General features: G+C 60.2%; 22 protein-coding genes. 13 read left to right on the top strand and 9 right to left on the bottom strand.

The window, feature by feature from the left end; translation table 11 throughout:
- Positions 1-86 precede the first annotated feature (86 nt).
- On the bottom strand, positions 87-1037 hold the full coding sequence (gene ylqF / locus AB5Y99_RS16875) for a ribosome biogenesis GTPase YlqF (RefSeq protein WP_247822498.1): 951 nt from the start codon (positions 1035-1037) through the stop codon (positions 87-89).
- Positions 1038-1360: 323 nt separating this feature from the next.
- On the opposite strand from ylqF, the gene AB5Y99_RS16870 reads away from it, so the two are divergent.
- The 8 genes from AB5Y99_RS16870 (at position 1361) to AB5Y99_RS16835 (ending at position 10037) form a co-directional block, all read left to right on the top strand.
- Positions 1361-2758 carry an alkaline phosphatase gene (locus AB5Y99_RS16870; RefSeq protein WP_005334065.1) on the top strand — a complete coding sequence of 466 codons (1398 nt, stop codon included), beginning with the start codon at positions 1361-1363 and terminating at the stop codon, positions 2756-2758.
- Positions 2759-2769: 11 nt separating this feature from the next.
- On the top strand, positions 2770-4161 hold the full coding sequence (locus AB5Y99_RS16865; RefSeq protein WP_368210227.1) for an alkaline phosphatase: 1392 nt from the start codon (positions 2770-2772) through the stop codon (positions 4159-4161).
- 72 nt (positions 4162-4233) lie between these two features.
- Positions 4234-4920, top strand: a complete 687-nt coding sequence (locus AB5Y99_RS16860) for a hypothetical protein (protein WP_247824183.1) — start codon at positions 4234-4236, stop codon at positions 4918-4920.
- Positions 4921-5002: 82 nt separating this feature from the next.
- Complete coding sequence (locus tag AB5Y99_RS16855) at positions 5003-5740, top strand: transporter substrate-binding domain-containing protein (protein ID WP_323892514.1); 738 nt, start codon at positions 5003-5005, stop codon at positions 5738-5740.
- 245 nt (positions 5741-5985) lie between these two features.
- Positions 5986-6381 carry a nucleoside diphosphate kinase regulator gene (gene rnk / locus AB5Y99_RS16850; RefSeq protein ID WP_005334070.1) on the top strand — a complete coding sequence of 132 codons (396 nt, stop codon included), beginning with the start codon at positions 5986-5988 and terminating at the stop codon, positions 6379-6381.
- Between the two features lie 192 nt (positions 6382-6573).
- A complete protein-coding gene (gene uhpA / locus AB5Y99_RS16845) occupies positions 6574-7164 on the top strand; it encodes a transcriptional regulator UhpA (protein ID WP_005334071.1) in 591 nt (196 codons plus the stop codon).
- A complete protein-coding gene (gene uhpB, locus AB5Y99_RS16840) occupies positions 7161-8681 on the top strand; it encodes a signal transduction histidine-protein kinase/phosphatase UhpB (RefSeq protein ID WP_247822489.1) in 1521 nt (506 codons plus the stop codon). The genes uhpA and uhpB overlap by 4 nt, the downstream gene beginning before the upstream one ends.
- A gap of 21 nt (positions 8682-8702) precedes the next feature.
- Positions 8703-10037: an MFS transporter gene (locus AB5Y99_RS16835; RefSeq protein ID WP_247822488.1), complete on the top strand. Its 1335-nt coding sequence runs from the start codon at positions 8703-8705 to the stop codon at positions 10035-10037.
- A gap of 92 nt (positions 10038-10129) precedes the next feature.
- Here the strand turns inward: AB5Y99_RS16835 and AB5Y99_RS16830 are convergent, their stop codons facing one another.
- On the bottom strand, positions 10130-11263 hold the full coding sequence (locus tag AB5Y99_RS16830) for a GGDEF domain-containing protein (protein WP_247822487.1): 1134 nt from the start codon (positions 11261-11263) through the stop codon (positions 10130-10132).
- 520 nt (positions 11264-11783) lie between these two features.
- Between AB5Y99_RS16830 and AB5Y99_RS16825 the strand changes: the two genes are divergently transcribed.
- From AB5Y99_RS16825 to AB5Y99_RS16810, 4 genes are all read left to right on the top strand, one after another.
- Positions 11784-12584 (top strand): transporter substrate-binding domain-containing protein, encoded by an 801-nt coding sequence (locus AB5Y99_RS16825; protein ID WP_005334079.1) that lies wholly within the window; start codon positions 11784-11786, stop codon positions 12582-12584.
- A gap of 99 nt (positions 12585-12683) precedes the next feature.
- Positions 12684-13643: an amino acid ABC transporter permease gene (locus AB5Y99_RS16820; RefSeq protein WP_216977437.1), complete on the top strand. Its 960-nt coding sequence runs from the start codon at positions 12684-12686 to the stop codon at positions 13641-13643.
- Entirely contained in the window at positions 13627-13749 is a 123-nt protein-coding gene (locus AB5Y99_RS16815; protein WP_282188185.1) for a hypothetical protein, read from the top strand. Before AB5Y99_RS16820 ends, AB5Y99_RS16815 begins: the two co-directional genes overlap by 17 nt.
- Positions 13733-14476: an amino acid ABC transporter ATP-binding protein gene (locus tag AB5Y99_RS16810; protein ID WP_064338276.1), complete on the top strand. Its 744-nt coding sequence runs from the start codon at positions 13733-13735 to the stop codon at positions 14474-14476. Before AB5Y99_RS16815 ends, AB5Y99_RS16810 begins: the two co-directional genes overlap by 17 nt.
- Positions 14477-14583: 107 nt before the next feature.
- On the opposite strand, the gene AB5Y99_RS16805 is transcribed toward AB5Y99_RS16810, so the two are convergent.
- Positions 14584-15375 carry an ABC transporter substrate-binding protein gene (locus AB5Y99_RS16805; protein ID WP_247822486.1) on the bottom strand — a complete coding sequence of 264 codons (792 nt, stop codon included), beginning with the start codon at positions 15373-15375 and terminating at the stop codon, positions 14584-14586.
- Between the two features lie 168 nt (positions 15376-15543).
- Here AB5Y99_RS16805 and AB5Y99_RS16800 point away from each other — a divergent pair, with 168 nt between their 5' ends.
- Complete coding sequence (locus tag AB5Y99_RS16800; RefSeq protein ID WP_368210223.1) at positions 15544-16383, top strand: sterol desaturase family protein; 840 nt, start codon at positions 15544-15546, stop codon at positions 16381-16383.
- 109 nt (positions 16384-16492) lie between these two features.
- Here AB5Y99_RS16800 and AB5Y99_RS16795 read toward each other — a convergent pair whose 3' ends face one another.
- The 6 genes from AB5Y99_RS16795 to pstB all read right to left on the bottom strand — a co-directional run bounded on the left by AB5Y99_RS16795 (position 16493) and on the right by pstB (position 22788).
- Positions 16493-17908, bottom strand: coding sequence for a basic amino acid/polyamine antiporter (locus AB5Y99_RS16795; protein WP_368210220.1), 1416 nt, complete (start codon positions 17906-17908; stop codon positions 16493-16495).
- Between the two features lie 9 nt (positions 17909-17917).
- Complete coding sequence (locus AB5Y99_RS16790) at positions 17918-18820, bottom strand: homocysteine S-methyltransferase family protein (RefSeq protein WP_368210218.1); 903 nt, start codon at positions 18818-18820, stop codon at positions 17918-17920.
- Positions 18821-19101: 281 nt separating this feature from the next.
- Entirely contained in the window at positions 19102-19644 is a 543-nt protein-coding gene (locus tag AB5Y99_RS16785; RefSeq protein WP_368210215.1) for a hypothetical protein, read from the bottom strand.
- Positions 19645-19663: 19 nt separating this feature from the next.
- Positions 19664-20983, bottom strand: a complete 1320-nt coding sequence (locus AB5Y99_RS16780) for a hemolysin family protein (RefSeq protein WP_005334094.1) — start codon at positions 20981-20983, stop codon at positions 19664-19666.
- A 190-nt stretch (positions 20984-21173) separates the two neighbouring features.
- Complete coding sequence (phoU, locus tag AB5Y99_RS16775; protein ID WP_139406435.1) at positions 21174-21884, bottom strand: phosphate signaling complex protein PhoU; 711 nt, start codon at positions 21882-21884, stop codon at positions 21174-21176.
- Between the two features lie 85 nt (positions 21885-21969).
- The gene (gene pstB / locus AB5Y99_RS16770) at positions 21970-22788 is read right to left on the bottom strand and encodes a phosphate ABC transporter ATP-binding protein PstB (protein WP_005334102.1); all 819 of its coding nucleotides are present in this window, start codon (positions 22786-22788) and stop codon (positions 21970-21972) included.
- Between the last annotated feature and the right edge of the window lie 30 nt (positions 22789-22818).

Genomic DNA, 22818 nt, shown 5'->3' with positions numbered 1-22818 from the left:
ACCCCTGGGGCCGCCTCTTCGTGTTTCGTCATCTGGGTCACACAAGCTCGCTCGTTGTCAGGCAAGCTCGGGACGCCTGATGATAACTATTTCTGACGCTTGCGGGCGTACTTGCGACGGGCGCGGGCCTGACGCTCCTCTTCCCGCTCGGCCTTCTCTTTGGCTTTTTGCTCGGCTTCTGCGGCGGCTTCGACAATCTCGACGCTCACCATCTCCGGCGTCTCCAGCGAGATGCGGCCAAGCAAACCGGAGCGGAACTCGTTGATCAGGATCTCGGACGCCTTGTGCAGGTCGGCCAGCCCCCCTTTGCGCATAAACGCCCGCTGGCGGGCGATCATCTCTAGCAGCTCGATCTCGGTCTCGGGCAAGTCATCAATCTGGTAGCGCGCCTTGATCCGCTCCGGATAGGCCTTGATGAAGTAGTCAGCGGCGAACATGGCGATATCGGCATAGTCGAACACTGTGTCCTTGATGGCCGCGGTGATGGCCAGACGATAACCACAGGAGGGCGGGTTGAGCTTGGGCCAGAGGAAACCCGGGGTATCGGTCAGGATAACGTTGTTATCCAGCTTGATCCGCTGCTGGGACTTGGTCACCCCCGCCTCGTTGCCGGTACGGGCGATGATGCGCCCCGCCAGGGTATTGATCAGCGTGGACTTGCCCACGTTGGGGATCCCCATGATCATCGCCCGCACGCCGCGCAGCTCAAAATTGCGCTCCGGCAGCATCTCGTGACAGAGAGTCAGCAGTTGCTTGATCTTCTCCGGCTCTTGTTGCGTCAGCGGCAGCGCCTTGATCCCCTTCTCTTTTTCCATGTGCGCCACCCACAGATCGGTGATCGCCGGATCGGCCAGGTCCGCCTTGTTCAGCACCTTGATCACCGGGGTATCACCACGCAGCTCGGGCACCAGCGGGTTTTCGCTGGAGAAGGGGATGCGGGCATCGAGCATCTCGATGATCACATCGACCTGGGGCATGACCTCGGCAATCTCTTTGCGGGCCTTGTGCATGTGACCGGGGAACCAGTTGATGGACATATCCGTTACTCTCTGTGGGGGCTGCGGGCGCGCGCATGGAACAACAAGCGCTCTGCCGCGGGCATCGAACGAAGGGGGCGCATTTTACCTGCTGCGGGCCTCTTTTGACAGGTCATTCTAGCCATCACCTCATCAAATCAGCAAACCGCCGAGGCGTAACAACCTTGCCGGAAGCGACCGGGCCAACTGGCTCAATTGATAGATAACACATTGATATAGTGTAACATTTTTATCACTTTTTCACACAACCGTCACCGATAGTCAGTAAAAGTGTCATCTGCCCCCTCTAGGCTGCGCTCAGGTTTTACAAGGAGCGAACCCCAATGAGAAAAATGGCAGGACTTGCAGTGATGATCGGCGCCGCCCTGGCTGCCGGCTGCAAATCAGACAATGACACGGTGGCGACCAAGCCCGCAGCCCAACCCACCAACGTCATCTTCTTCCTCGGTGACGGCATGGGCCTCAACACCCTGACGGCCGCCCGCATCTACGGTGTCGGCGAAGAGGGTGATCTCACCATCGATACCCTGCCAGAGACGGCCTTTATCAAGACCTTCTCCCACGATGCCCAGGTCACTGACTCGGCCCCCTCCATGGCGGCCTACATGACCGGGGTCAAGAGCAACAACGGCGTCATCAGCATGGACGGCGACGCCACCTATGAGAGTGACTGCAGCAAGAGCGCCGGCAAGCCGGTGACCACCCTGCTGGAGCTGGCCAAAGCCGATGGCCGCGGTACCGGCGTGGTGACCAGTACCCGGGTAACCCACGCCACCCCGGCGGCTACCTATGCCCATATCTGCAACCGGGATCTGGAGGCAGATATCGCCGTCCAGCTGGTGCCGGGCGGCAAAGGCTACAACAGCGCCCTCAAGGAGGGGCTGGATGTGGTGCTCGGTGGCGGCAGCAGTTTCTTCCTGCCCAAAGCCGACAAGGGCAAGCGGGAGGATGGCCGCAACCTCATCAGCGAAATGCAGGCCAAGGGCTACCAGTTTGCCAGCAATCTGGATGAGCTGAACAAGGCCGATGCGGGCAAGCCGCTGCTGGGTCTGTTTGGTTCCAGCCACATGAAATATGATCTGGACCGTCCCGCCAGCGAGCCGTCACTGGCCCAGATGACCCTGGCCGCCATCAAACAGCTCAAGGGCAAGGAGAAGGGTTACTTCCTGATGGTGGAAGGGGGTCGCATCGACCACGCCCTGCACGACACCAACGCCAAGCGGGCGCTGCAGGACACCATCGCCTTCGACAACGCCATCAAGGCCGCCATCGACGAGGTGAAAAAGAGCGACCCCGAGCTGAAAAACACCCTGATCGTGGTTACCGCCGATCACGACCACACGCTAGTGCTCAACGGTTATGCCAAGCGCACCGGCAAGACCACCGCCGACAACCCCGGCGTACTCGGGCTGGTGAAGAACTACGAGACTGGCGAGCCAAGCAAGGATAGCGAGGGCATGCCCTACACCATCATAGGTTTTGGCAACGGCTACAACCGGGTGGATGGCCCGCGCAGCAGCGTCGCCCCGCTCGACGATGCCACCGTCTCCGCCAATGACTACCACCAGGAAGTGGTGGTCAAGGTAGGCGAAATCGGCAACGAGACCCACGGCGGCACCGATGTCTTCCTCGGCGCCATCGGCAAGGGGGCTGACAGCTTCCATGGCTCACTCGATAACACCGCCGTGTTCGGCAAGATCAAGGCTGCGGCCAAGCTGTAAGGAGCACTTTCATGAGCAAACAGATGAACACATCCATCAAGCACACGCTGGTCTGCGCCGCCCTGTTCAGTGCGCTGGGCGCAACCTCCCAGGCACAGGCCGGTGATGCCAAAAACGTCATTCTCTTTATCGGTGATGGCATGGGCCCCACCGTGCTCACCGCCACCCGCCTGTTCAAGGTGGGAGAAGAGGGCAATCTGGAGATGATGAAACTGCCGCGCAGTGCCCGCATCAAGACCTTCTCCAACGATGCCCAGACCACCGACTCGGCCCCCTCCATGGCGGCCTACACCACCGGGGTCAAGATGAACAACGAGGTGATCGCCATGAGCAGCGACACCAAAGCCGTCGCCCCCGGCAAAGACGTCAATGGCAACAAAACAGTCAACAATTGCAGCAGCGATAACGGCAAGCCGGTGCCCACCATCCTCGAGCTGGCCAAGGCGGCAGGCAAATCGGTCGGGGCCGTCACCACCACCGAGCTGACCCACGCGACCCCGGCGGCTACCTACGCCCACATCTGCCATCGGGATGCCGCTTATGACATCGCCGCACAGGCCGCTCCGGGGGGCGCTGGCTATAACAGTGCCCTCAAAGATGGGGTCGATGTACTGATGGGCGGTGGTGCCAACCACTGGACCCCCTACAGCGCCAGCAACAAGAGCGGTCGCAATGACAACCGCGACCTGACCGCCGAGATGAAGGCGCAGGGATACAGCTATGTCACTACCCAAAGTGAACTGGCCAAGGTCACCAGTGGCAAGGTGCTCGGTCTGTTCAGCAGCAAATCCCACTTGAACTACGAGCTGGATCGGGTCGCCAAGGGGGCTGCCAATACCCAGCCGTCCCTCTCCGAAATGACCGCCAAGGCGATCGACCTGCTGAGCAAGAACAGTCAGGGTTACTTCCTGATGGTAGAAGGCGGCCGGATCGATCATGCCCTGCACGGCACCAACGCCAAGCGCTCGCTCACCGACGCGGTGGCGCTAGATGAAGCGGTCAAGACGGCGCTGGGTAAAGTGGATCTCAACAATACCCTGATCGTGGTCACCGCCGACCATGACCACACCATGACCATTAACGGCTACTCAGCCAAAGGCAATCCGGTGCTGGATCTGGTTAAAAATGGCGATGGCTCGACCCAGAACGATGTGGATGGCAAGCCCTTCACCACCCTGGTGTTCGGTAACGGCCCCAACCGCCCCGATGTGCGCCCGGTCCTCACCAGCGATCAGGTGATGGCTAATGACTATCTGCAGGAGACCGGCGTCAAACTGACATCGGAAACCCACGGCGGCGGCGATGTGATGCTGTTTGCCGATGGCGCCGGCAGCAACCGCTTCAAAGGCACGCTGGATAACACCAAGGTGTTTGGCAAACTGCGGGAGGCGCTCGGCCTGTAAGCAGCAGGGGCCCGGGTGCATCTGAGCAATCGACTCAGCGGCCCGGGCCCCGGCTCTTTCGAGCGACAGATGATGATGAGATTTCTGCTTTCGTTATGGCTGCTTGGCAGCACCCTCGCCTTCCCCCTGCATGCTGACGACACGCCCCCGGATCTCGCCGCCCGGATCAGCTATCACGACCGGAACACCGGCAGCGATGGCATCGCCAGAGAGAGTGTCTGGCAAGAGAAGTGGCTGCGCGTGGGCAATCAGGTGTGGAGCCAGCGGCTCATTCCCCTCCCCCTTGCCCGTGCCTATCACGCCACTCACGACGCCACCCCCGGCCACAAGCACTTTACCCACCAGATGGCGGCCCGCTGGGTCAGCCGCAGTGATGAGGGTGAACTTCAGCTGCGCTATGCCGACAGCTGGCACAACCAGCTGGTTGAAGTGCCGGTGGAAGAGTATGGCCAGGTGGCCTTCAAGCCCGACTGGCTGCGGATCCGCCATCTCGTCAACCCCACGCTGATCGAGGGGATGACCCCGCTGGATGAGGCCACCCCCGAGCAGGCCCGCTGGTATGAAAAGCGCGAAGGGCAGCAACGAACCCGCATTCTCTGGTCGAGTCAGTGGCAGATCCCGCTGGTGGTCGAATCGGCCAGCCTCGACGGCTATCGCAGCTACCGGATGGAGGTGACCCTGCGCAAGCTGCCTGCTCAGCTCCCCTGGCAGCAACTCGCTGATTACGAAGTGCGCGATCTGCGGGATTTCTTCGACTAAGATCCCAACCCCTCAGCGGGCACAACGACAACGCAGGCAGGAATGTTACACTCTGCATATTCGACTCTGGCTCACGACCTTGATGCGCGCTCTCTGCCTGCCCTTTTTTGCCCTGCTGTTATTGCTGGTGAACACCGGTGCCCAGGCTATTGTGCTGGTGGCGGCCGAGTTGCCCCCCTATGTCATTCGCTCCTCTCACGGCAAACCAAGCGGTGTCGCCATCGAGATCATGGAAGAGGCGGCGCGACGCCTTAAAGAACCGCTCACCATCGAGCTGATGCCACTGGCCAGAGCCCTCACTCAGGCTATCCACCGCAAGGATGTGCTGCTGATCCCGCCGGTGCGCAGCACTCAACGGGAACACCTCTACTACTGGGTAACACCGATACTCGATGACGATTTTGTCATCGTCAGCGATCGCCACTTTCATCCTGCCCCCCTCAAAGTGACAGATCTCCCACCGCTGCAGATCGGCACCTTGCGCTACTCCTTCGGTCAGCATCTGCTCAGACAACGACTTAAGCTTGAAAGTGATACCGTGGCCACCGAGAAGCTCAATGCCCAGAAATTGCGTCGGGGCCGTATCGATGCCTGGGTGGCCGCCTGGAACGCCATCCTCTACAACCAGCGCCTTGGTGATTTGCCAACCGACCGGCTGGTACGCGGGGAGACTCTGATGCGTACCCAGTTTTATGTCGCCGCCAGCAAGGAGTTCCCCTTCACCGAGGGACGTCGCTGGCAAGCCGTGATAGACGAGATGCGCCATGATGGCACACTGGCGCGGATCATCCGTCAGTACAACTATCAGGCTCCTGAGTAGTCACTCAATCACGGTTGCCAAGGCCGGCCAGAATGGTTATGGTAGCCCCATGAAAATACTCGCTATTTCCTCGCATTTGCTCACACCCTGCTGAGCCCCCGCCTCGCTCCTTCGGCCGCGAGTCGCTTGGGGGCATGGCATTTTCAATTGATTGAACCTGTTGAATCCATTTTTGTAACACTTTGCGTGATGGCCAACCTGCACCCGCCGGTATGGGCCTATCCGCTATTGATAAGGAATATCTTATGAAACAACCTCATCTGGTTATCTCCAGCCTTGATCTGGACCGTATCGAACAACTGCTCGGCAACCATCCGCAGCATCTGGCCCTGCAAGAGGAGCTGGACCGCGCCGAGATCCGCGAACCAGCCGACATGCCGCCGGACGTGGTCACCATGAACAGCAAGGTACGCTTCAAGATGCAGAGCAGCGGCAACGAGTTCTGCCTCACCCTGGTCTACCCGCGCGATGCCAAGGGCGACGAGAGCAATATCTCGGTACTGGCGCCGGTGGGCAGCGCCCTGCTCGGTCTGAAAGTGGGCGACAGCATCGCCTGGCCGGGCCCGGCCGGTCGCACCATCGAGGTCGAAATTCTGGAAGTGGTCTATCAGCCGGAGCGCGCCGGCGAGCTGCACCGCTGAGTCCCCCGGGCTGGTCATCCCCTGTTGATCAGCCCGCTTGCTCGCCCTTGCCAGCTGATCCCGATCAAGCTTTGCGCACCTTGCCCCCCGGTTTTTAGCCCCTTTTCCTGCTGCTGCTTGAGCCTGACTCGGGGGGCAGGTATCTTGTTGGCCGCGTCATGGTCATGACGCACCGAATTTCAGGCTGACATCATGATAAAAATTGCCCTCATCGACGATCACCAGATCGTCCGATCCGGTTTTGCCCAACTGCTCAATCTGGAGCCCGACCTGCAGGTGGTCGCCGAATTCGGCTCCGCCAGCGACGCCCTTGCCGGTCTGCCCGGCAGCGGGGCGCGGGTCTGTGTCTGCGACATCTCGATGCCCGACCAATCGGGGCTGGATCTACTCAAGCAGCTCCCCTCCGGTCTCGCGGTGGTGATGCTCTCGGTACACGACAGCCCCGCCCTCATCGAGCAGGCACTGCAGACCGGCGCCAAGGGGTTTCTCTCCAAGCGGTGCAGTCCGGACGAGCTGATCGCCGCGGTGCGTACCGCCGCCCAGGGGGGGTGTTATCTGACGCCGGACATCGCCCAGAAACTGGCCAGCAGCAGCCGGGATCCCCTCACCAATCGGGAGCGGGAGATTGCCCAGTTGCTGGCACAGGGGCTGGAGGTGAAGGCCATCGCCGAGCAGCTTGGACTCTCCCCCAAGACGGTTCACGTCCATCGCGCCAACCTGATGGACAAGCTCAAGGTCAGCAACAACGTCGAGCTGGCCCACCGCATGCTGGATAGCTGGTGATCTCCCGTTTTGCCAGCTATGTCGCCATCGCGCTGGCGGCCTGTTTCATCTTTGCCGCCGGCTGGTTTTGTCTCTGGAGCATCAGCCTGCATCTGGCGGGCGGCCCGGCGCTGGCGGTGTTGCTGTTCCCCTTCGGCCTGCGCCTCGGCTTGCTGCTGCAAAGCCCGGGCCACTACTGGCCGCCGCTATTATTGTGCGAAGGGCTGCTGCTCTACTGGCTCAATCTGGAGGTAAGGCTGCCCCACTGGCCTTGGCTGGTCGCGGGCAGTCTGCTGACCCTGCTACCGCTGCTGATTGCCCGTCGCCAGCAGGTGCGCAACGACTGGCAGCAACTGTTGCTGCTGCTCGCCACCGTCACGGCGGCGGCGCTGCTGCAAGCCCTGCTCTGGCATCTGGCGGGGGAAGATGGCCTCTCGGCCCTGCTGCTCAGCCTCACCGGCGGGCTGACGCTGACCTCCACCTGCATGCTGATCTGGCACTACCTCACTCGCGCCACCTGGGTACCGCTCGGCCCTGCGCTGGTGGATCAGCCAGTGGAGTGGCGCTTTCGCCATCTGGTCTGGTATCTGCTGCTGTTCGTGCTGAGCCTCTGGCTGCAACTGGGATTGCCCAACTCGCTGGTGCGCTTCACCCCGTTTTGTCTCGCCATCCCCATCATCGCCATGGCGTGGCGCTACGGCTGGCAGGGGGCGCTGCTCGCCACCCTGATGAACACCATTGCCCTGCTGGCCAGTCAAGCCTGGCATGATCACCCCCTCGACCTGCTGCTCTCCCTACTGGCCCAGAGCCTTACCGGCCTGCTGCTCGGCGCCGGGATCCAGCGCCAGCGCGAACTCAATCAGGCGCTGACCCGCCAGCTCGCCCACAATCGCCAGCTCACCGAGCGGCTGCTCGAGACCGAGGAGAGCATCCGCAAGGAGGTGGCGCGCGAGCTGCACGACGACATCGGCCAGACCATCACAGCAATTCGAACCCAGGCAGGGATCGTGCGCCGCCTCGCCCCCGATAATGCCGGGGTGGGCCAGAGCAGCGCCCTGATCGACACACTGTCGCTCGGGATCTACGACGCGGTGCGCGGCCTGCTCGGGCGGCTGCGCCCGCGCCAGCTCGACGACATGACTCTGGAACAGGCGGTACGGGCACTGCTGCGGGAGCTGGAGCTGGAGCGTCACGGCATCGTCACCCGTCTGGAGTGGCAGCTGGCGGATGGGGATCTCTCCGATGCCCAGCGGGTCACCCTGTTTCGGGTCTGTCAGGAGGGGCTCAACAACGTGGTCAAACATGCCAACGCCCACTCGGTCACCATTCGCGCCCGTGCCAGCGGCGAGCAGTTGCAACTGGTGCTGGAAGATGATGGCCGCGGTCTGCCGGAAAGCCGCCCGCAGCAGGGCTATGGCCTGCTCGGTATTCGCGAGCGGGTACAGGCCCTCGGGGGCAGTCTGCAACTCTCCTGCATCCACGGCACCCAACTGACGGTCAACCTGCCCAGTCGCAGACGGGAAGAAAGTCATGGCTAATCACCACCAGAGGGCCTGCCTGTGCTGAGTTTTATGAGAAGCGCGCCGCCCCGGCCCCTTATCCGGGATCAGGCCGAGATCGACGCCACCTATCGCCACTGGCGGCTGCACCTGCTGCTGACCATGTATCTGGGCTACGCGGTCTTCTACTTCACCCGCAAGAGCTTCAACTTCGCCATGCCAGACATGCTGGCGAGCGGCATGCTGGACAAGTCAGATATCGGCATGCTGTGGACTCTGTTCTACATCACCTACGGCTGCTCCAAGTTCTTCTCCGGCATCATCAGTGACCGCGCCAACCCGCGCTACTTTATGGGTGTCGGACTGATGGCCACCGGCGTTATCAATATCCTGTTCGGCCTCTCGTCGGCACTCTGGATGTTTGCCGCCCTCTGGGTCGCCAACGCCTTCTTCCAGGGCTGGGGTTGGCCCCCCTGCTCCAAGCTGCTCACCAGCTGGTATTCGCGTACCGAGCGCGGGGTCTGGTGGTCGGCTTGGAACACCGCCCACAACGTCGGCGGCGCGCTCATCCCTCTTATTGTCAGCACCATCGCCCTGCAGCATGGCTGGCGCTACGGCATGATAGTGCCCGGCCTTATCGCCATCCTTGCGGGATTGTTCCTCTGCTGGCGACTGCGGGATACCCCGAGCGCCATGGGATTGCCAACAGTGGGCGAGTGGCGCAAGGATGCGATGGAGCTGGCCCAGCAGACCCAGGATGCGGGGCTCTCCCACCGCCAGATCCTGCGCAAATATGTGCTGGGCAACCCCTATATCTGGCTGCTCGCCTGCTGCTACGTGTTGGTCTATGTGGTACGCACCGCCATCAATGACTGGGGCAACCTCTACATGACCGAGCAGCGCGGCTTCAATCTGATGAGCGCCAACTCGGCCATCTCCATGTTCGAGGTGGGGGGCTTTATCGGTGCTCTGGTGGCGGGCTGGGGATCGGACAAGCTGTTCAACGGCAACCGTGGCCCGATGAACCTCATCTTTGCGGTGGGGATCCTGCTGGCGGTGGGGTCGCTCTGGCTGATGCCCTTTTTCAGCTATGTGATGCAGGCGGCCTGCTTCTTTACCATCGGTTTCTTCGTGTTTGGCCCCCAGATGCTGATCGGCATGGCGGCGGCGGAGTGCTCCCACAAAAACTCGGCGGGGGCGGCCACAGGCTTTGTCGGCCTGTTTGCCTACATGGGGGCGGCGCTGTCGGGCTATCCGCTGGCCAAGGTGATGGAGATCTGGCACTGGAACGGCTTCTTCGTAGTGATCTCGGTGGCAGCGGGTGTCTCGGCCCTGCTGCTGCTCCCCTTCCTCAAGGCGCAGGCACCGAGAGCCGCTCAAACGAATGCAGATTAGCGGGTGGCAGCTGACGAGCTATATCCGGCAAACAGAAACAAACAGAGCGCGGATCACCGCGCCCTGATTTTATTCCTGAACCTATTCCTGCATCAGGCAGCCTGACAGACCCGGTTCTTTCCTTCCCGCTTGGCCCGATAGAGAGCGTCATCCGCACGGCTGAACAGGTTGTCAAAGTGCCACTCCCCCTGCCAGTGAGCAATACCCATGCTGACGGTGATATGGATCCCCTCTACCTTGCTGGCCGCAAGCTGAACCCGCAGTGACTGACACCGGGCGATCGCCTCCTCTGCGGTGGCATGGCGAAACAGCAGCACAAACTCCTCGCCCCCGAAGCGACTGGCCAATACGCCCTCCAGCTCGCGCAGTGCCAACCCGACCCGCTCCAGCACCCGATCCCCCACCTCATGACCATGCCGATCGTTGATCTGCTTGAAGTCATCCAGATCAAGCACCACCAGCGCCCCCTGCTGTGCAGGGCGTCCCCGGGCCAGACGCTCCATAAAACCACGGCGATTGAGTAACCCGGTCAGCGGGTCATGACTGGCCTGATAGCGCAGCTCCAGCGCCCGGTGCTGGTTGCAGAGCAGCAGCACCCCGAAAGTGAGCATGGAGCTACCCACCAGCATGGAGACATAGGGCAACACGTTGAACAGCTGACGCTGGAACGGGCTTTCGATCACCTCGCCCCACACGGTAAACATCCGCATCAGGGTCATGGCGATCAGCACCAGATTGAGGCCAATCAGCACCCAAACCGCCACCTGATAATCAGGGCGGCCGTGACGCCAGAGCTGCCAGATGATGAGCGAACTGAGCACGAGGAAGGTGGCGCTGCTGATCATCACCCGCACCGCAATCCGGCCATCAATGACGACCGACCAGGTCATGATGGCGGCAAACAGCAGGATGAATCCCCAGCAGACAGGCCAGCCTGGCGATTGCCGGAAGAAACAGCGTTGGGCGACCAGCAGCAACGACACATGAAAAATCAGGAAGACATTGCCCACCCAGGAGCCATAGAGGGTGGGTGTCAGCAGCAGGCTGGCAAATCCTGCCTGACCCAGCATGGCAAACAGACTGGACCACCACCAGACCCCGACGCCGGGAATATCGTTGTGGGTAACGCGAATGATGGTGAGAGTGAGGAAACCGAGACAATAGCCACACAAGGCCATGATCATCAAGGTAAAAATATCCAGCTTAAGCAGTAGTGAGGCGTCCATACCAAAGCCATGCAGAGAGGGTAACTGAGTATATGAGAAGCGTTTGCCAAGACACAGTGGGACTTGATGGTTTTCACAATAAAGTCCGTTCGTTTGCTGACAAACAGAGCAATGCGTGTGATATCCCACCAATGCGTATTCGTATCAGCCCCATAAGAAGCCTCTTGCGGAGCCCAACAGCACAATAAGAGCTGCAAGCGGCACCCAGGCTTTGTAACAAAATGTCTTGGGGATAATTTGGGCTTGAACCCACTCAATTAGATAGATATGTTGTTTTCGTGTGATTTTATGAATGAAGCCATGAGCAATAAATGTCTCTAACCTGTTGAGTCTTCTGACACAATCTGTTTTTGGTACATTTTTCACTCAACCACTATTCATAGCATCTCATATGGGGCTTTTGTCCCGCTCAAGACATTCATCCTGTCTTGCCTGTTGCCGGATGCAGCAGTCTCTTGTGCCACGGAGTCGCACGGGATCAGGTTCAAGGCCGAACACACCACCGACAGAGACGTCACTTATGATCAAAAAACTGATTCTTTCTACCCTGCTGTTTTGCGGGATCGCCACGGCGGCCCCGACACCTGCCCCCACGTCCACCTTGGATGCCGTGCTCGAACGCGGCGTGCTGCGAGTCGGCTTCGATGCCGGCTATCAACCCTTCGAGATGACCAACAAGCAGGGCCAATACATCGGCTTTGACGTGGATCTCGCCAAGATGGTCGCCAAAGAGATGGGCGTGAAGGTCGAGTTCGTCAACACCGCCTGGGATGGCATCATTCCGGCGCTACTGACCAACAAGTTCGACGTCATCATGGGCGGCATGACCGTCACTCCCCAGCGCAACCTGCGGGTCAACTTCGCCGATCCTTACATCGTGGTCGGCCAGACCATAGTCCTGCGCAAAGAGAAGGCGGGCGAAATCAAATCCTTCACCGACCTCAACGACCCGAAATACAAGATCGCGGTCAAGCTCGGCACCACCGGCGAGCAGGCAGTGAAGCGCCTGATCCCCAAAGCCACCCTGCTGCAGTTTGAAACCCAGGATGACGCCAAGCTGGAAGTGATCAATGGCAAGGTCGATGCGTTCGTCTATGACCTGCCCTACAACGCTATTTTCGCCTCCCAGAATCAGGGCGCCGTGGTGCACCTCGACAAGCCGTTCACCTTCGAGCCGCTGGCCTGGGCCATCCGCAAAGGGGATCAGGACACCCTCAACTGGTTCAACAACTACCTGCGCCAGATCAAGGGCGATGGCAGCTACGACCGTCTCTACAAGAAGTGGTTCGAATCCAACGCCTGGCTGAACCAGCTCAAATAACCTCCGGGGGGCGGCACATGCCGCCCCTGCACCACGCAGCTCCCCACACAATAACGAGAAGAGGTTGTGACTGTGCACACACCCAAACCGACAAGACAGATGGAAAAACAGCCCAATCAGCTACTCTGGCATGGGGTTTTCCTGCTGATGCTGCTGGTTGCCGTATTCGGCATCTACAAGGCTGTCCAGTCAGTGGATTACACCTGGCGCTGGGAACGCATTCCCCAATACATCGCCTATCAGGCGGAGCAGAAGAATCTGGCCGAATTTGACGGCACCGTGATCGCGGGTACCAGCGAGGCCGAGAAGGGCAAGCTGTTCCTGCAAGACGATCTCGACCCCAATGTGCGGCAAGCCATCGCCAGCACTGGCGTACAAGTCGCCGAAGGGGATACCGTTTTTCGTGGCGATACCCTCGACACCCAACTGAGCTGGACCGCAGGCCCCATCGCCTGGGGCGTCTGGGTCACCGTCAAGCTCTCGCTGGTAGCAGGCATCTTCGCCATCCTGCTCGGCACCCTGGCCGGGCTGGCGCGCCTCTCCCCCAATCCCGCCCTGCGCAATCTGGCGGTCACCTACGTTGAGCTCATCCGCGGCACGCCGCTGCTGGTGCAGATCTTCATCGTCTACTTCTTTATCGGCACCGTGCTGAACCTCGATCGCTTCACCGCCGGGGTCGCCGCGCTGGCGGTCTTTACCGGTGCCTATGTGGCGGAGATCGTCCGCGCCGGTATCAGCTCCATTCACAAGGGGCAGATGGAGGCGGGCCGCAGCCTGGGCATGACCTCTGCCCAGACCATGCGCTACGTCATCCTGCCGCAGGCGTTCAAGCGGGTGCTGCCACCGCTGGCAGGCCAATTCATCAACCTCATCAAGGACTCCTCGCTGGTCTCAGTCATCTCCATCACCGACCTGACCAAGGCGGGGCGCGAGGTGGTGAGCTCCACCTTCAGTCCGTTCGAGGTATGGTTTACCGTGGCCCTGCTCTATCTGGTGCTCACCGGCACCCTCTCCTTTCTGGTGCGCCGTCTCGAGGTGAAATATGCACGCAGTAACTGATCCCATCATCAAGGTGCAACAGGCATCGAGAAGTGCAGCCATCACCGACACCCTCTTCGCCTTCCCGGTTCGTTTTCTGGAGGTGAAATATGCGAAAAGCAACTGATCCCATCATCAAAGCGACCGGCGTAGAGAAGTTCTACGGTAGCGAAGTGCACGCCCTGAAAAATGTCAGCACCCAGGTGGCCGAAGGGGAAGTAGTGGTGATCGTCGGCCCCAGTGGCTCGGGCAAATCCACCTTCCTGCGCACCCTTAACCAGCTGGAGACCATCAACGACGGCAATATCGTGGTCGACGGCATCTGCCTGACCGAGCCGGGCGATGTCAACAAGCTGCGGGAAGAGGTGGGCATGGTGTTCCAGTCCTTCAACCTCTTCCCCCACCTGACGGTGCTGGATAACATCTGTCTCGCTCCGCAGAAGGTGCGTGGCCTTTCGCGCCGTGAGGCCGAAGACAGAGCCAAGGCGCTGCTGCTGAAAGTGGGGCTGTCGGTGAAAGCGGCCAGCTATCCGTCCCAGCTCTCCGGCGGTCAGCAACAGCGGGTAGCCATTGCCCGGGCGCTCGCCATGCAGCCGCGCATCATGCTGTTTGACGAGCCCACCAGTGCGCTCGACCCCGAAATGGTGGGGGAAGTGCTGGATGTGATGAAGGGGCTCGCCCGCGAAGGGATGACCATGGTGGTGGTGACCCACGAGATGGGCTTTGCCCGCGAGGTGGCGGATCGGGTGCTCTTTATGGAGAGTGGCGAACTGCTGGTAGATGAAAAACCGGCCGACTTCTTCGACAATCCCCCCTCCCCACGCCTGCGCCAGTTCCTGAGTCAGGTGCTGTAGCCAACACGCTCTGCTGGATAAACGAAGAGGGACTGCAAGGCCCCTCTTCTTGTGTGTCACGCTGAGCAGACTCAACCCAGCTGAACCCGAGTGCCCATCTCATCGGCTCAGCGCGGGGACTTTCCCAGATAGCGCTCCACGATCACTTTCACCCCGTCACGTTTTTTGAGCTGATAGAGCTCCTTGTCAAACTGGTCGATAAATGCCTGTTTGTAGGGGTACTCCCCCTTGCGGCTATAGCCGAGAAACCCCTGCTCCTTGCTGAGCACCGGCCCCTGTTTGAGCAGGGACATATCGGCCACCGCCAGCTGATCGGCCTTTATCATGTTGAGCAACTCATAGAGCAGGGAGAGGCGATCATTGATGGTGCAATCGACCCGGCCGCGGACAATCTTGAGCAGGTTCTCCCGATTGCCTTTCACCTCCTCCACGTCGATCTGCTTCTCTTTTACCGCCTGCCAGAAGGCATCGCCGCCGACGGCAAAACCGGCGTTCATACCAAAGCGCAAACCGTGATAGTCGAGCGGAAACCTGGCCTGCGGGGTATTGGCTGCCACACTGGCGCCGCACATCACCACCAGCTCTTCATCCAGCATCGGCTGGGAGTAGGGCCACATATAAGGGCGGGTATCGGGCATGTAGTAGGGTGGAAAAATGGCGAAGGCGGCCCCCTGTTCCACCATGCTCAGACCGCGCCGCCACGGCATAGGCTTGAGCACCACCTCATAGTCAGGCATGGCAGAGGTCACCTCGCGGATGATGTCGGCATAGATCCCCCTGACCTCCTCCCCCTCCTGCCAGGAGTAGGGGGGATAGGCGGCATCCGCCAGGATCTCGACCCGGGTCTTGGCGTGCGCCATCATGCACAACCCCAGCAACAAGCAACACCAGACGCGCATAAGCCAGCACCTCCTGAAAAAGCCTGCATCAAGCATAGCCATCCAGCGCGCCTTCCTCTGCTGCCGCGCCATATTTCATGCCATCTCTTCGTTGGTTGAAAAATGTTAATGAAATATTAAAGCCATCCTTTATGCTGGGGAGCAATTGCTCTGAATGGATGGCCGCATATGGATGTGCAACTGCTTCTGCTCTACCTCTCCCCGATTTTTCTGGCCTTTATCGGCTGGGAGATACTCTACCTGCGCAAACATGGCGCTGCCTTTCCCACCGCCACCTACCAGTGGCGGGATCTGTTCGCCAACGCCGCCCTGGCCCTGATGCACCAAGGGGGCGATGCGCTGGCGGCCATTGCCATTGCTTATCTGTATGACACCCTCTGGGGCTGGCGACTGTTCGATATCGAGCTGAATCTCTGGAGTGTGCTACTGCTGTTCCTGTTGCAGGATCTCTGTTACTGGCTGTTCCACTTCACCAGCCACCATGTGCGCTGGCTGTGGGCTTCCCACGTGGTACATCACAGCTCGGAGCGGCTCAACCTCTCCACCGCCTTTCGCCAGAGCCTGATGTACCCGATCTCCGGCATGTGGCTGTTCTGGATCCCGATGATTGTCATCGGCTTCCCGCCTGAGGCGGTGGTCGCCACCGTGCTGCTGAGTCTGGGCTTCCAGTTCTTCGTCCACACCCAGGTGGTGGGCAAACTCGGCTGGCTTGAGTGGGTCTTCAACACCCCCTCCCACCACAGGGTGCACCACGCCAGCAACGCCAAGTACATAGACCGCAACTTTGCCGGGGTGCTGATCATCTGGGATCGGCTGTTCGGCACCTTTGTGGAAGAAGATCCGGCCGAGCCATGCCGCTTCGGCATCACCAAGCCGATCCACAGCTTCAACCCCCTCACCCTCACCTTCCACGAGTGGCGCGACATGCTGCATGACGCCCGTGGCCTACCCTGGCGACAAAAACTCGCGGTGCTGTTTGGCAAACCGGCCGGGCCAGCCAGCCGATGAGCCTTCGCCCCGAATAGCAACTCCCGGATAGCAAGCCCCTGATAACCAGTCACTGATAAAAAGAGAGCGCCACAGTGGCGCTCTCTTATGGTCAGTAACATCTTCGATGTCAGAGATGGGCGAACGACCAGACGGCAGGGATCAGGCTCAGCAAGGTCACTCCGGCCAACAGCCGCTCGCGACCGCTCAGACAAAGATCTGTGCCCAGCTGACGGCGGCTGTAGAGAAACAGCAGCAGACCCGGCCCGTAGAGCAGCAAGGAGAGCAGCAGATACTCCACCCCGGCGGCATAGAGCAGCCAGAATCCGTAACCGCTCGACACCAGTGCCACTGCCCGCATCAGGCCTCGGCCCTGCCCACTCTCTCCCTCCTTGCTGAACGAAAGCTTGAGCAAAAACAGCCCGATCAGCAGGTAAGGCACCAAAATCATCGAGGTAGAGATAAGCAGCAGGCTGGTGTAGCCCTTGCCGAGCAGCCACACCAGCAGCAGGCAAGTCTGCACCGTCAGGCTGGTGAGCCAGAGCGATGCGATAGGCGTCCCGTTGCGGTTCTGGCGCCGGAAGATGGCGGGAAACGCGCCGTGGCGGGCTGCGCTGAACGGCACCTCCGCCGAGAAGAGGGTCCAGCTCACGTAGGAGGCGAGCACCGAGACGATAAGGCCAACGCTGATGAGCAGCTTGCCCCAGGAGCCGGTCATCTGGGCCATCAGCCCTGCCATGGAGGGGTTGGGCAGCGCCGCCAGCTCGGGTCGGCTCAATATTCCGAGCGCCAGCACCGAGATAAGCACATAGAGCAGCAGCGCCAATAGCACCCCAAGCACGGTGGCGGTACCCACATCCCGCTTGTTTCTCGCCCTGGCCGACAGCACCGCTGCCCCCTCGATACCGGTGAAGACCCAGAGAGTGATCAGCATGGTGTTGCGCACCTGCTCGGAAACCGGCACCGCCAGGCTACTGCCCTGCTGATCCGCCGCGAAGGTGACCGGATCGAACCAGTAGCAGGCAAACAGGATAAACAGCAGCAGCGGCAGGCTCTTGGCCAGGGTCGCCACCAGATTGAATAGCGCCGCCTGCTGCACGCCACGGGCCACCAGCAGGTGCACCGCCCAGAGGATGCAGGACTCGCCGACAAACGCCGCCAGGGTGTTGCCGTCACCAAACCAGATCTGCTCGGGGGTGTCGACAAAGCTGCCCAGCGCGGCAAAGGCGATCACCAGATAGCCCACCACGCCGATGGTGGCGCAGAGCCAATAACCCCAGGCGGAGAAGAATCCCACCAGCTCGCCAAAACCGGCGCGGGCGTAGCTGTAGATACCGCCGTCAAGATCTGGCCTTAACCGCGACAGATAGAGAAAACTCATGGCGAGCGCCAGGATGCCCACCCCCGTCACGCCCCAGCCGATCAGCACGGCGCGGGCGCCTGCCACCTCGGCCATGTTCTGGGGCAGGCTGAAAATCCCCGCCCCCACCATGGAGCTGAACACCAGCGCGGTGAGAGACCAGAGCCCAATCTTGTTCTCTTTCATGGAAGCTCCTTAGCGCAACCGGCTGCTCAGCGCCTGAATATGCTCGGGGCCGATACCGCAGCAACCGCCGATGAGGTTTGCCCCGGCCGCGCGCCAGCGCTCGGCCCAGCCAAGGTAATCCAGCGGTCCCAGATCGGTGCGGATCTCGTCCAGCCCATCGTTGGCGGTGGCCTCTTTGGGTTGCGGTGGGAAGGCGTTGGCGTAAGCACCGAGGCGAATGTCTGCGCGGCCCAGCGCCTGCAATCGGGTGCGGGCAACCTCGAGGGCCCCCTCGATCACCTCGGGCTGACAGCAGTTGAACAGGATGGCATCGACCCCGGCCGCCACCAGCGCGCTAACCGAATCGGCCACCCGCTCGCCGGAACGCAGTCGCGGTTCGTTGCCCGGCGCCTCATCTTCCAGCGTGAAGGAGACCCAGAACGGCTTGCCGTCATCAGGCAGCAGCGCTTTCAGGGCCAGTGGCTCGGCAATCAGGCTCATGGTCTCGGCCAGCCAGATATCCACATAGGGGGATAACGCCCGGATAAGCGGCGTCGCCAGCTCGCTCACCCGGTCCGCCTTGAACAGGTCGGCACGGTAGGAGCCAAAGAGCGGTGGCAGAGAACCGGCCACCTGCACGGCGCCCTTCTGCTCGTCAGCCACCTCACGGGCCAGCTGACCGGCCAGCGCAGCCAACCCCTTCCCGTCGGCAAAGAAACGCTCATCGCCGATATGAAACGGCACCAGCGCATAGCTGTTGGTGGTAATGACCCGGGCACCGCTCGCCACATAAGCCTGATGCACGTCGCGTACCGCCTCTGGCGCCTCCATCAAGGCCAGCGCCGACCACTCGGGTTGACGAAACGGTGCCCCCCGCCGTGCCAGCTCGCGCCCCATGCCCCCATCCAGCACCCACAATTCCCTGGTTTCCATCTGTCGTATCTCTTTGTTATGTGCGTTGTTTATTTGCGTATTTATCTGTTTGTTTTGTTGATCTGCGGTTTCGCATCGAATCGCTGCAGATCGTCCTGCTTCATCTTGGGAAGCCCTTTTATTATGCAGCCATAAAAACATATGGATGTCTAGATGGACAAAATAAGATAAAACAAAGTGCCACGGGCAGCAATCAGTATCAGCAGAAATCAGCGTGCAAACGCAGAAATGCAAGAGGCCACCCGAAGGTGGCCTCATCACTATCTTGATCCGCTGGCAGCTTAACGCCCGGCCAGCACTCGCTTGATCTGTTTGACCCAGTCGGAGACCCGACCCTGCTGCGGCAAACCGCGCCAGATCTGCTCCCACTGGGCAGGGCTGAGCGGACGACCGAGGCGACGCTGTACGCCTGCATAGAGGTAGTCATGGACCGTGGTGGCCGCATGCTCGGAGGTGAGGAATTTGGAGACCGGATCGGTCAACCGCACATCCCGCATGCCGAGCAGCGGATAGTCGTTGTGCACCGCCGCCAGCATGGTCTCGCGCATGGCCGACTCGATGTAGCCACGGGCAAACAGGGCGGTCACCGACTCCAGCGACCCCTGATCCGGGCCGTGGTACTGCTCGTCAAAGACCGGGCTCGGCTCGGCCATGCCACTTTGTACCACCGCATCGGGATCCGGCTGCGGCACGACCACAGCAGGCTTGGGGGCAACCGGCTTGGCTGCCACTGTGGCTTTGCGCGGCGCACTCTGGCTACAGGCACCCAGTGCCAGGGCGAGCGCGACACAGGCCAGCGCACGGGAATGAGACTGCATCTTCATGACTCTTATGTCGCTCCTTTTACGATTCCTGAGCTGGCTTCTCGGCCACAGCCGGTTCGACCCGGGTAACCAGCAGCTGATCAATCTTGTAACTGTCGATATCCACCACTTCGAACTTGTAACCGGCGTATTTGACCGAGTCAGTGCGCTTGGGGATCTTGCGCAGCATATACATGATAAAGCCGGCGATGGTCTCGTAGTTCTGGTTCTCGGGGAACTCTTCGATATCGAAGGCGCGCATCACGTCGGAGATGGGGGTAACCCCGTCCACCAGCCAGGAGTTCTCGTCGCGCTGGACGATCTGCTCTTCCACCACATGAGTCGCCCACTCGCCCATGACGGTACTCATCAGGTCGTTCATGGTGACAATCCCCACCACCAGCGCGTACTCGTTCATCACCACGGCAAAGTCGCCACGATGATTCTTGAAGTACTCCATCGCCTCATAGAGGTTCAGGGTATCGGGGATGATGATGACGTTCTGCACCAGGTTGCCACCGATAAGGTCGATGCTCTGGCCGCCGATAACGCGGATCAGCAGCTCTTTAGCATCGACAAAGCCCTTGATGCTATCAAGGTTGTGGTCACAGACCAGAAACTTGTTGTGGGGATGTTCGGCGATCTTTGCCTTGATGCTCTCTTCACTCTCTTGCAGGGTGAAGTAGATGAGGCTCTCGCGGGCGGTCATGGCAGAGGTGACACCAAGGGACTGCAACTCGAACACGTTCTCGATGAGCTGATGCTCCTCACGCTGGATAACCCCCGCCTCTGCACCGGCATCCATCACCGCATAGATATCGTCGGAGGTGATCTCGTCGTTACGCACCGTGGAGACGCGCATCAGACGGAACAGGGAGTTCGCCAATCCGTTGAAGACCCACACCAGCGGCATCAACACGGTGACGAAGAAGAGCATCGGGCGCACCACCACCACGGCAATCTGCTCGGGCATGGTCATGGCCAGACGCTTGGGCATCAGATCGGCGATCAGGATAAACATGCCGGTGACGAACACGAAGGAGGCACCGGAGCTGATCTCGCCAAGCCAGGGCCCTTGGTAGAACTGGGAGACAATCCCCTTGATGGCGGGGTTGAGGGCAGACTCACCCAGAATACCGCCCAGAATGGCGACGGTATTGAGGCCAATCTGCACCACGGTGAAAAAGTTGCCCGGCTGGGCCTGCAGGGCCAGCACCTTTTCGGCCTGGCGATTACCTTCATCTGCCATCACCTGCAATTTGATTTTGCGAGACGCGGCGAGAGAGATCTCGGAGAGGGAGAAGAACACACTGCCGCCAACCAGCAGCATTAAAAAGAACAAACTATCGGCAAAACTCATGATTAACCTATTGCTACACCCGCCTTAGCACAAGACGGCAAACTGGGCCCGGGAGACCGGACCGTGAGCCCATCCGGGACTCACACAGGGGGAGTATTCTATCAGAAAACAGCCAGTTGGGGGCTTTATCTTACTCCGACCAGTTATGCAACAAAAAAGGCGCTTCACGCGCCTTTTTATTCACTTCCGGTTAGCCCTTGCCCAGCAAGGTGCCCAGATCGTCCGCCTTGGTATGGCGCACATCCTTGCCTTTCACGTAGTAGACGATGTACTCGCAGATGTGCTGGCAGCGATCGCCGACCCGCTCGATGGCACGCGCCGCCCACAGGACGTTGAGCACCTGGGGGATGGTGCGGGGATCTTCCATCATATAGGTCATCAGCTCGCGGATGATGGACTCGTACTCCCGGTCTACCTTGTCATCTTCCTTGTAGACAGCCAGCGCCGCATCCAGATCCATGCGGGCGAAGGCGTCGAGCACATCGTGCAGCATCTTGATAGTGCGACGGCCCATGTTCTCCAGCGACACCAGCGGCGGCTGCGGCTTGTTGGCGTTGTCGGTCAGCATGCGGGCAATCTTGTCCGCCACGTCGCCAATACGCTCCAGATCGGTGATGGTCTTGATGATGGCCATCACCAGTCGCAGGTCGGAGGCTGTCGGCTGACGCTTGGCGATGATGCGGGTGCACTCCTCGTCGATCGCCACTTCCATGGCGTTGACCTTGTGGTCGTTGGCCACGATCTTGCGGGCCGCATCGAGATCCTGATCGTGGATCGCCGCAATGGCGTCGGTGAGCTGCTGCTCTACCAGACCACCCATCACCAGCACCTGGTTGCGCACGTTCTCTAGCTCGGCATTGAACTGACCGGAGATGTGTTTATTGAGGTTCATATTGTCCATACAAATAATCCTTGATTGCTCCGATTATGCCTTAGCCGTTGAACCGACTGCCAATCTGTTTGCTGAGATTCATCCTCTCCTCTCCTTAGCCGTAACGACCGGTAATGTAATCTTCGGTCTTTTTCTTGGCCGGGGTGGTGAAAATGGTGTTGGTATCCGAGTACTCGATAAGCTCGCCCATATACATGAAGGCGGTCTGATCCGACACGCGCGCAGCCTGTTGCATGTTGTGGGTCACGATCACCACGGTGAACTGGCTCTTGAGCTCGTTGATCAGCTCCTCGATGGTGAGGGTGGAGATGGGGTCGAGCGCCGAGGTCGGTTCATCGAGCAGCAACACTTCCGGCTCGATGGCGATGGCACGGGCAATCACCAGACGCTGCTGCTGACCACCGGAAAGACCAAAGGCGTTGTCATGCAGACGATCCTTCACCTCGTCCCACAGGGCCGCACCACGCAGGGAGCGCTCGGCCGCTTCATCCAGAGTGCGACGATCGTTGATCCCCTGCAGGCGCAGACCATAAACCACGTTCTCGTAGATGGACTTGGGAAACGGGTTCGGGCGCTGGAACACCATGCCCACCTGACGGCGCAGGGCGGAAACATCAACGCTCTTGTCATAGATGTTATGGCCGTGCAGTTGGATTTCTCCCTCGATGCGGCAGATCTCCACCAGATCGTTCATCCGGTTGATGCAGCGCAGCAGGGTCGATTTACCACAGCCTGACGGGCCGATAAAGGCGGTCACCTGCCCTTTGGGGATCTTCATGTTGACGTTGAACAACGCCTGCTTGCTGCCGTAGTACAGGTTGAGATCCTTCACCTCCAGCGCGGTCTGCTCCGGGGTCAGGTTGAGCAGGTCCAGCGCGGTGTGCTGGGTAGACGTGGTCGTTACGTTGATCATCTGTTACCTCAAAATCTATCTGGAGTGGCC

The sequence above is a fragment of the Aeromonas sp. R4-2 genome, from assembly GCF_040908295.1.
In the GTDB taxonomy this organism is placed as follows: Bacteria; Pseudomonadota; Gammaproteobacteria; order Enterobacterales; family Aeromonadaceae; genus Aeromonas; species Aeromonas veronii.
The sequence above is the reverse complement of the archived record's forward strand: the minus strand, read 5'-3'. Positions and strand labels throughout refer to the sequence as shown.

What these genes read in the sequence shown, in the direction of transcription:
- AB5Y99_RS16780 (WP_005334094.1), bottom strand. Translation starts at nt 20,983, where the DNA reads ATGAGTTTTGCCGATAGTTTGTTCTTTTTAATGCTGCTGGTTGGCGGC.
- AB5Y99_RS16865 (WP_368210227.1), top strand. Translation starts at nt 2,770, where the DNA reads ATGAGCAAACAGATGAACACATCCATCAAGCACACGCTGGTCTGCGCC.
- AB5Y99_RS16785 (WP_368210215.1), bottom strand. Translation starts at nt 19,644, where the DNA reads ATGAAGATGCAGTCTCATTCCCGTGCGCTGGCCTGTGTCGCGCTCGCC.
- AB5Y99_RS16805 (WP_247822486.1), bottom strand. Translation starts at nt 15,375, where the DNA reads ATGCGCGTCTGGTGTTGCTTGTTGCTGGGGTTGTGCATGATGGCGCAC.
- AB5Y99_RS16790 (WP_368210218.1), bottom strand. Translation starts at nt 18,820, where the DNA reads ATGGAAACCAGGGAATTGTGGGTGCTGGATGGGGGCATGGGGCGCGAG.
- AB5Y99_RS16860 (WP_247824183.1), top strand. Translation starts at nt 4,234, where the DNA reads ATGATGAGATTTCTGCTTTCGTTATGGCTGCTTGGCAGCACCCTCGCC.
- AB5Y99_RS16800 (WP_368210223.1), top strand. Translation starts at nt 15,544, where the DNA reads ATGGATGTGCAACTGCTTCTGCTCTACCTCTCCCCGATTTTTCTGGCC.
- AB5Y99_RS16825 (WP_005334079.1), top strand. Translation starts at nt 11,784, where the DNA reads ATGATCAAAAAACTGATTCTTTCTACCCTGCTGTTTTGCGGGATCGCC.
- uhpA (WP_005334071.1), top strand. Translation starts at nt 6,574, where the DNA reads ATGATAAAAATTGCCCTCATCGACGATCACCAGATCGTCCGATCCGGT.
- AB5Y99_RS16855 (WP_323892514.1), top strand. Translation starts at nt 5,003, where the DNA reads ATGCGCGCTCTCTGCCTGCCCTTTTTTGCCCTGCTGTTATTGCTGGTG.
- phoU (WP_139406435.1), bottom strand. Translation starts at nt 21,884, where the DNA reads ATGGACAATATGAACCTCAATAAACACATCTCCGGTCAGTTCAATGCC.
- AB5Y99_RS16830 (WP_247822487.1), bottom strand. Translation starts at nt 11,263, where the DNA reads ATGGACGCCTCACTACTGCTTAAGCTGGATATTTTTACCTTGATGATC.
- ylqF (WP_247822498.1), bottom strand. Translation starts at nt 1,037, where the DNA reads ATGTCCATCAACTGGTTCCCCGGTCACATGCACAAGGCCCGCAAAGAG.
- AB5Y99_RS16870 (WP_005334065.1), top strand. Translation starts at nt 1,361, where the DNA reads ATGAGAAAAATGGCAGGACTTGCAGTGATGATCGGCGCCGCCCTGGCT.
- rnk (WP_005334070.1), top strand. Translation starts at nt 5,986, where the DNA reads ATGAAACAACCTCATCTGGTTATCTCCAGCCTTGATCTGGACCGTATC.
- pstB (WP_005334102.1), bottom strand. Translation starts at nt 22,788, where the DNA reads ATGATCAACGTAACGACCACGTCTACCCAGCACACCGCGCTGGACCTG.
- AB5Y99_RS16815 (WP_282188185.1), top strand. Translation starts at nt 13,627, where the DNA reads ATGCACGCAGTAACTGATCCCATCATCAAGGTGCAACAGGCATCGAGA.
- AB5Y99_RS16820 (WP_216977437.1), top strand. Translation starts at nt 12,684, where the DNA reads ATGGAAAAACAGCCCAATCAGCTACTCTGGCATGGGGTTTTCCTGCTG.
- AB5Y99_RS16795 (WP_368210220.1), bottom strand. Translation starts at nt 17,908, where the DNA reads ATGAAAGAGAACAAGATTGGGCTCTGGTCTCTCACCGCGCTGGTGTTC.
- AB5Y99_RS16810 (WP_064338276.1), top strand. Translation starts at nt 13,733, where the DNA reads ATGCGAAAAGCAACTGATCCCATCATCAAAGCGACCGGCGTAGAGAAG.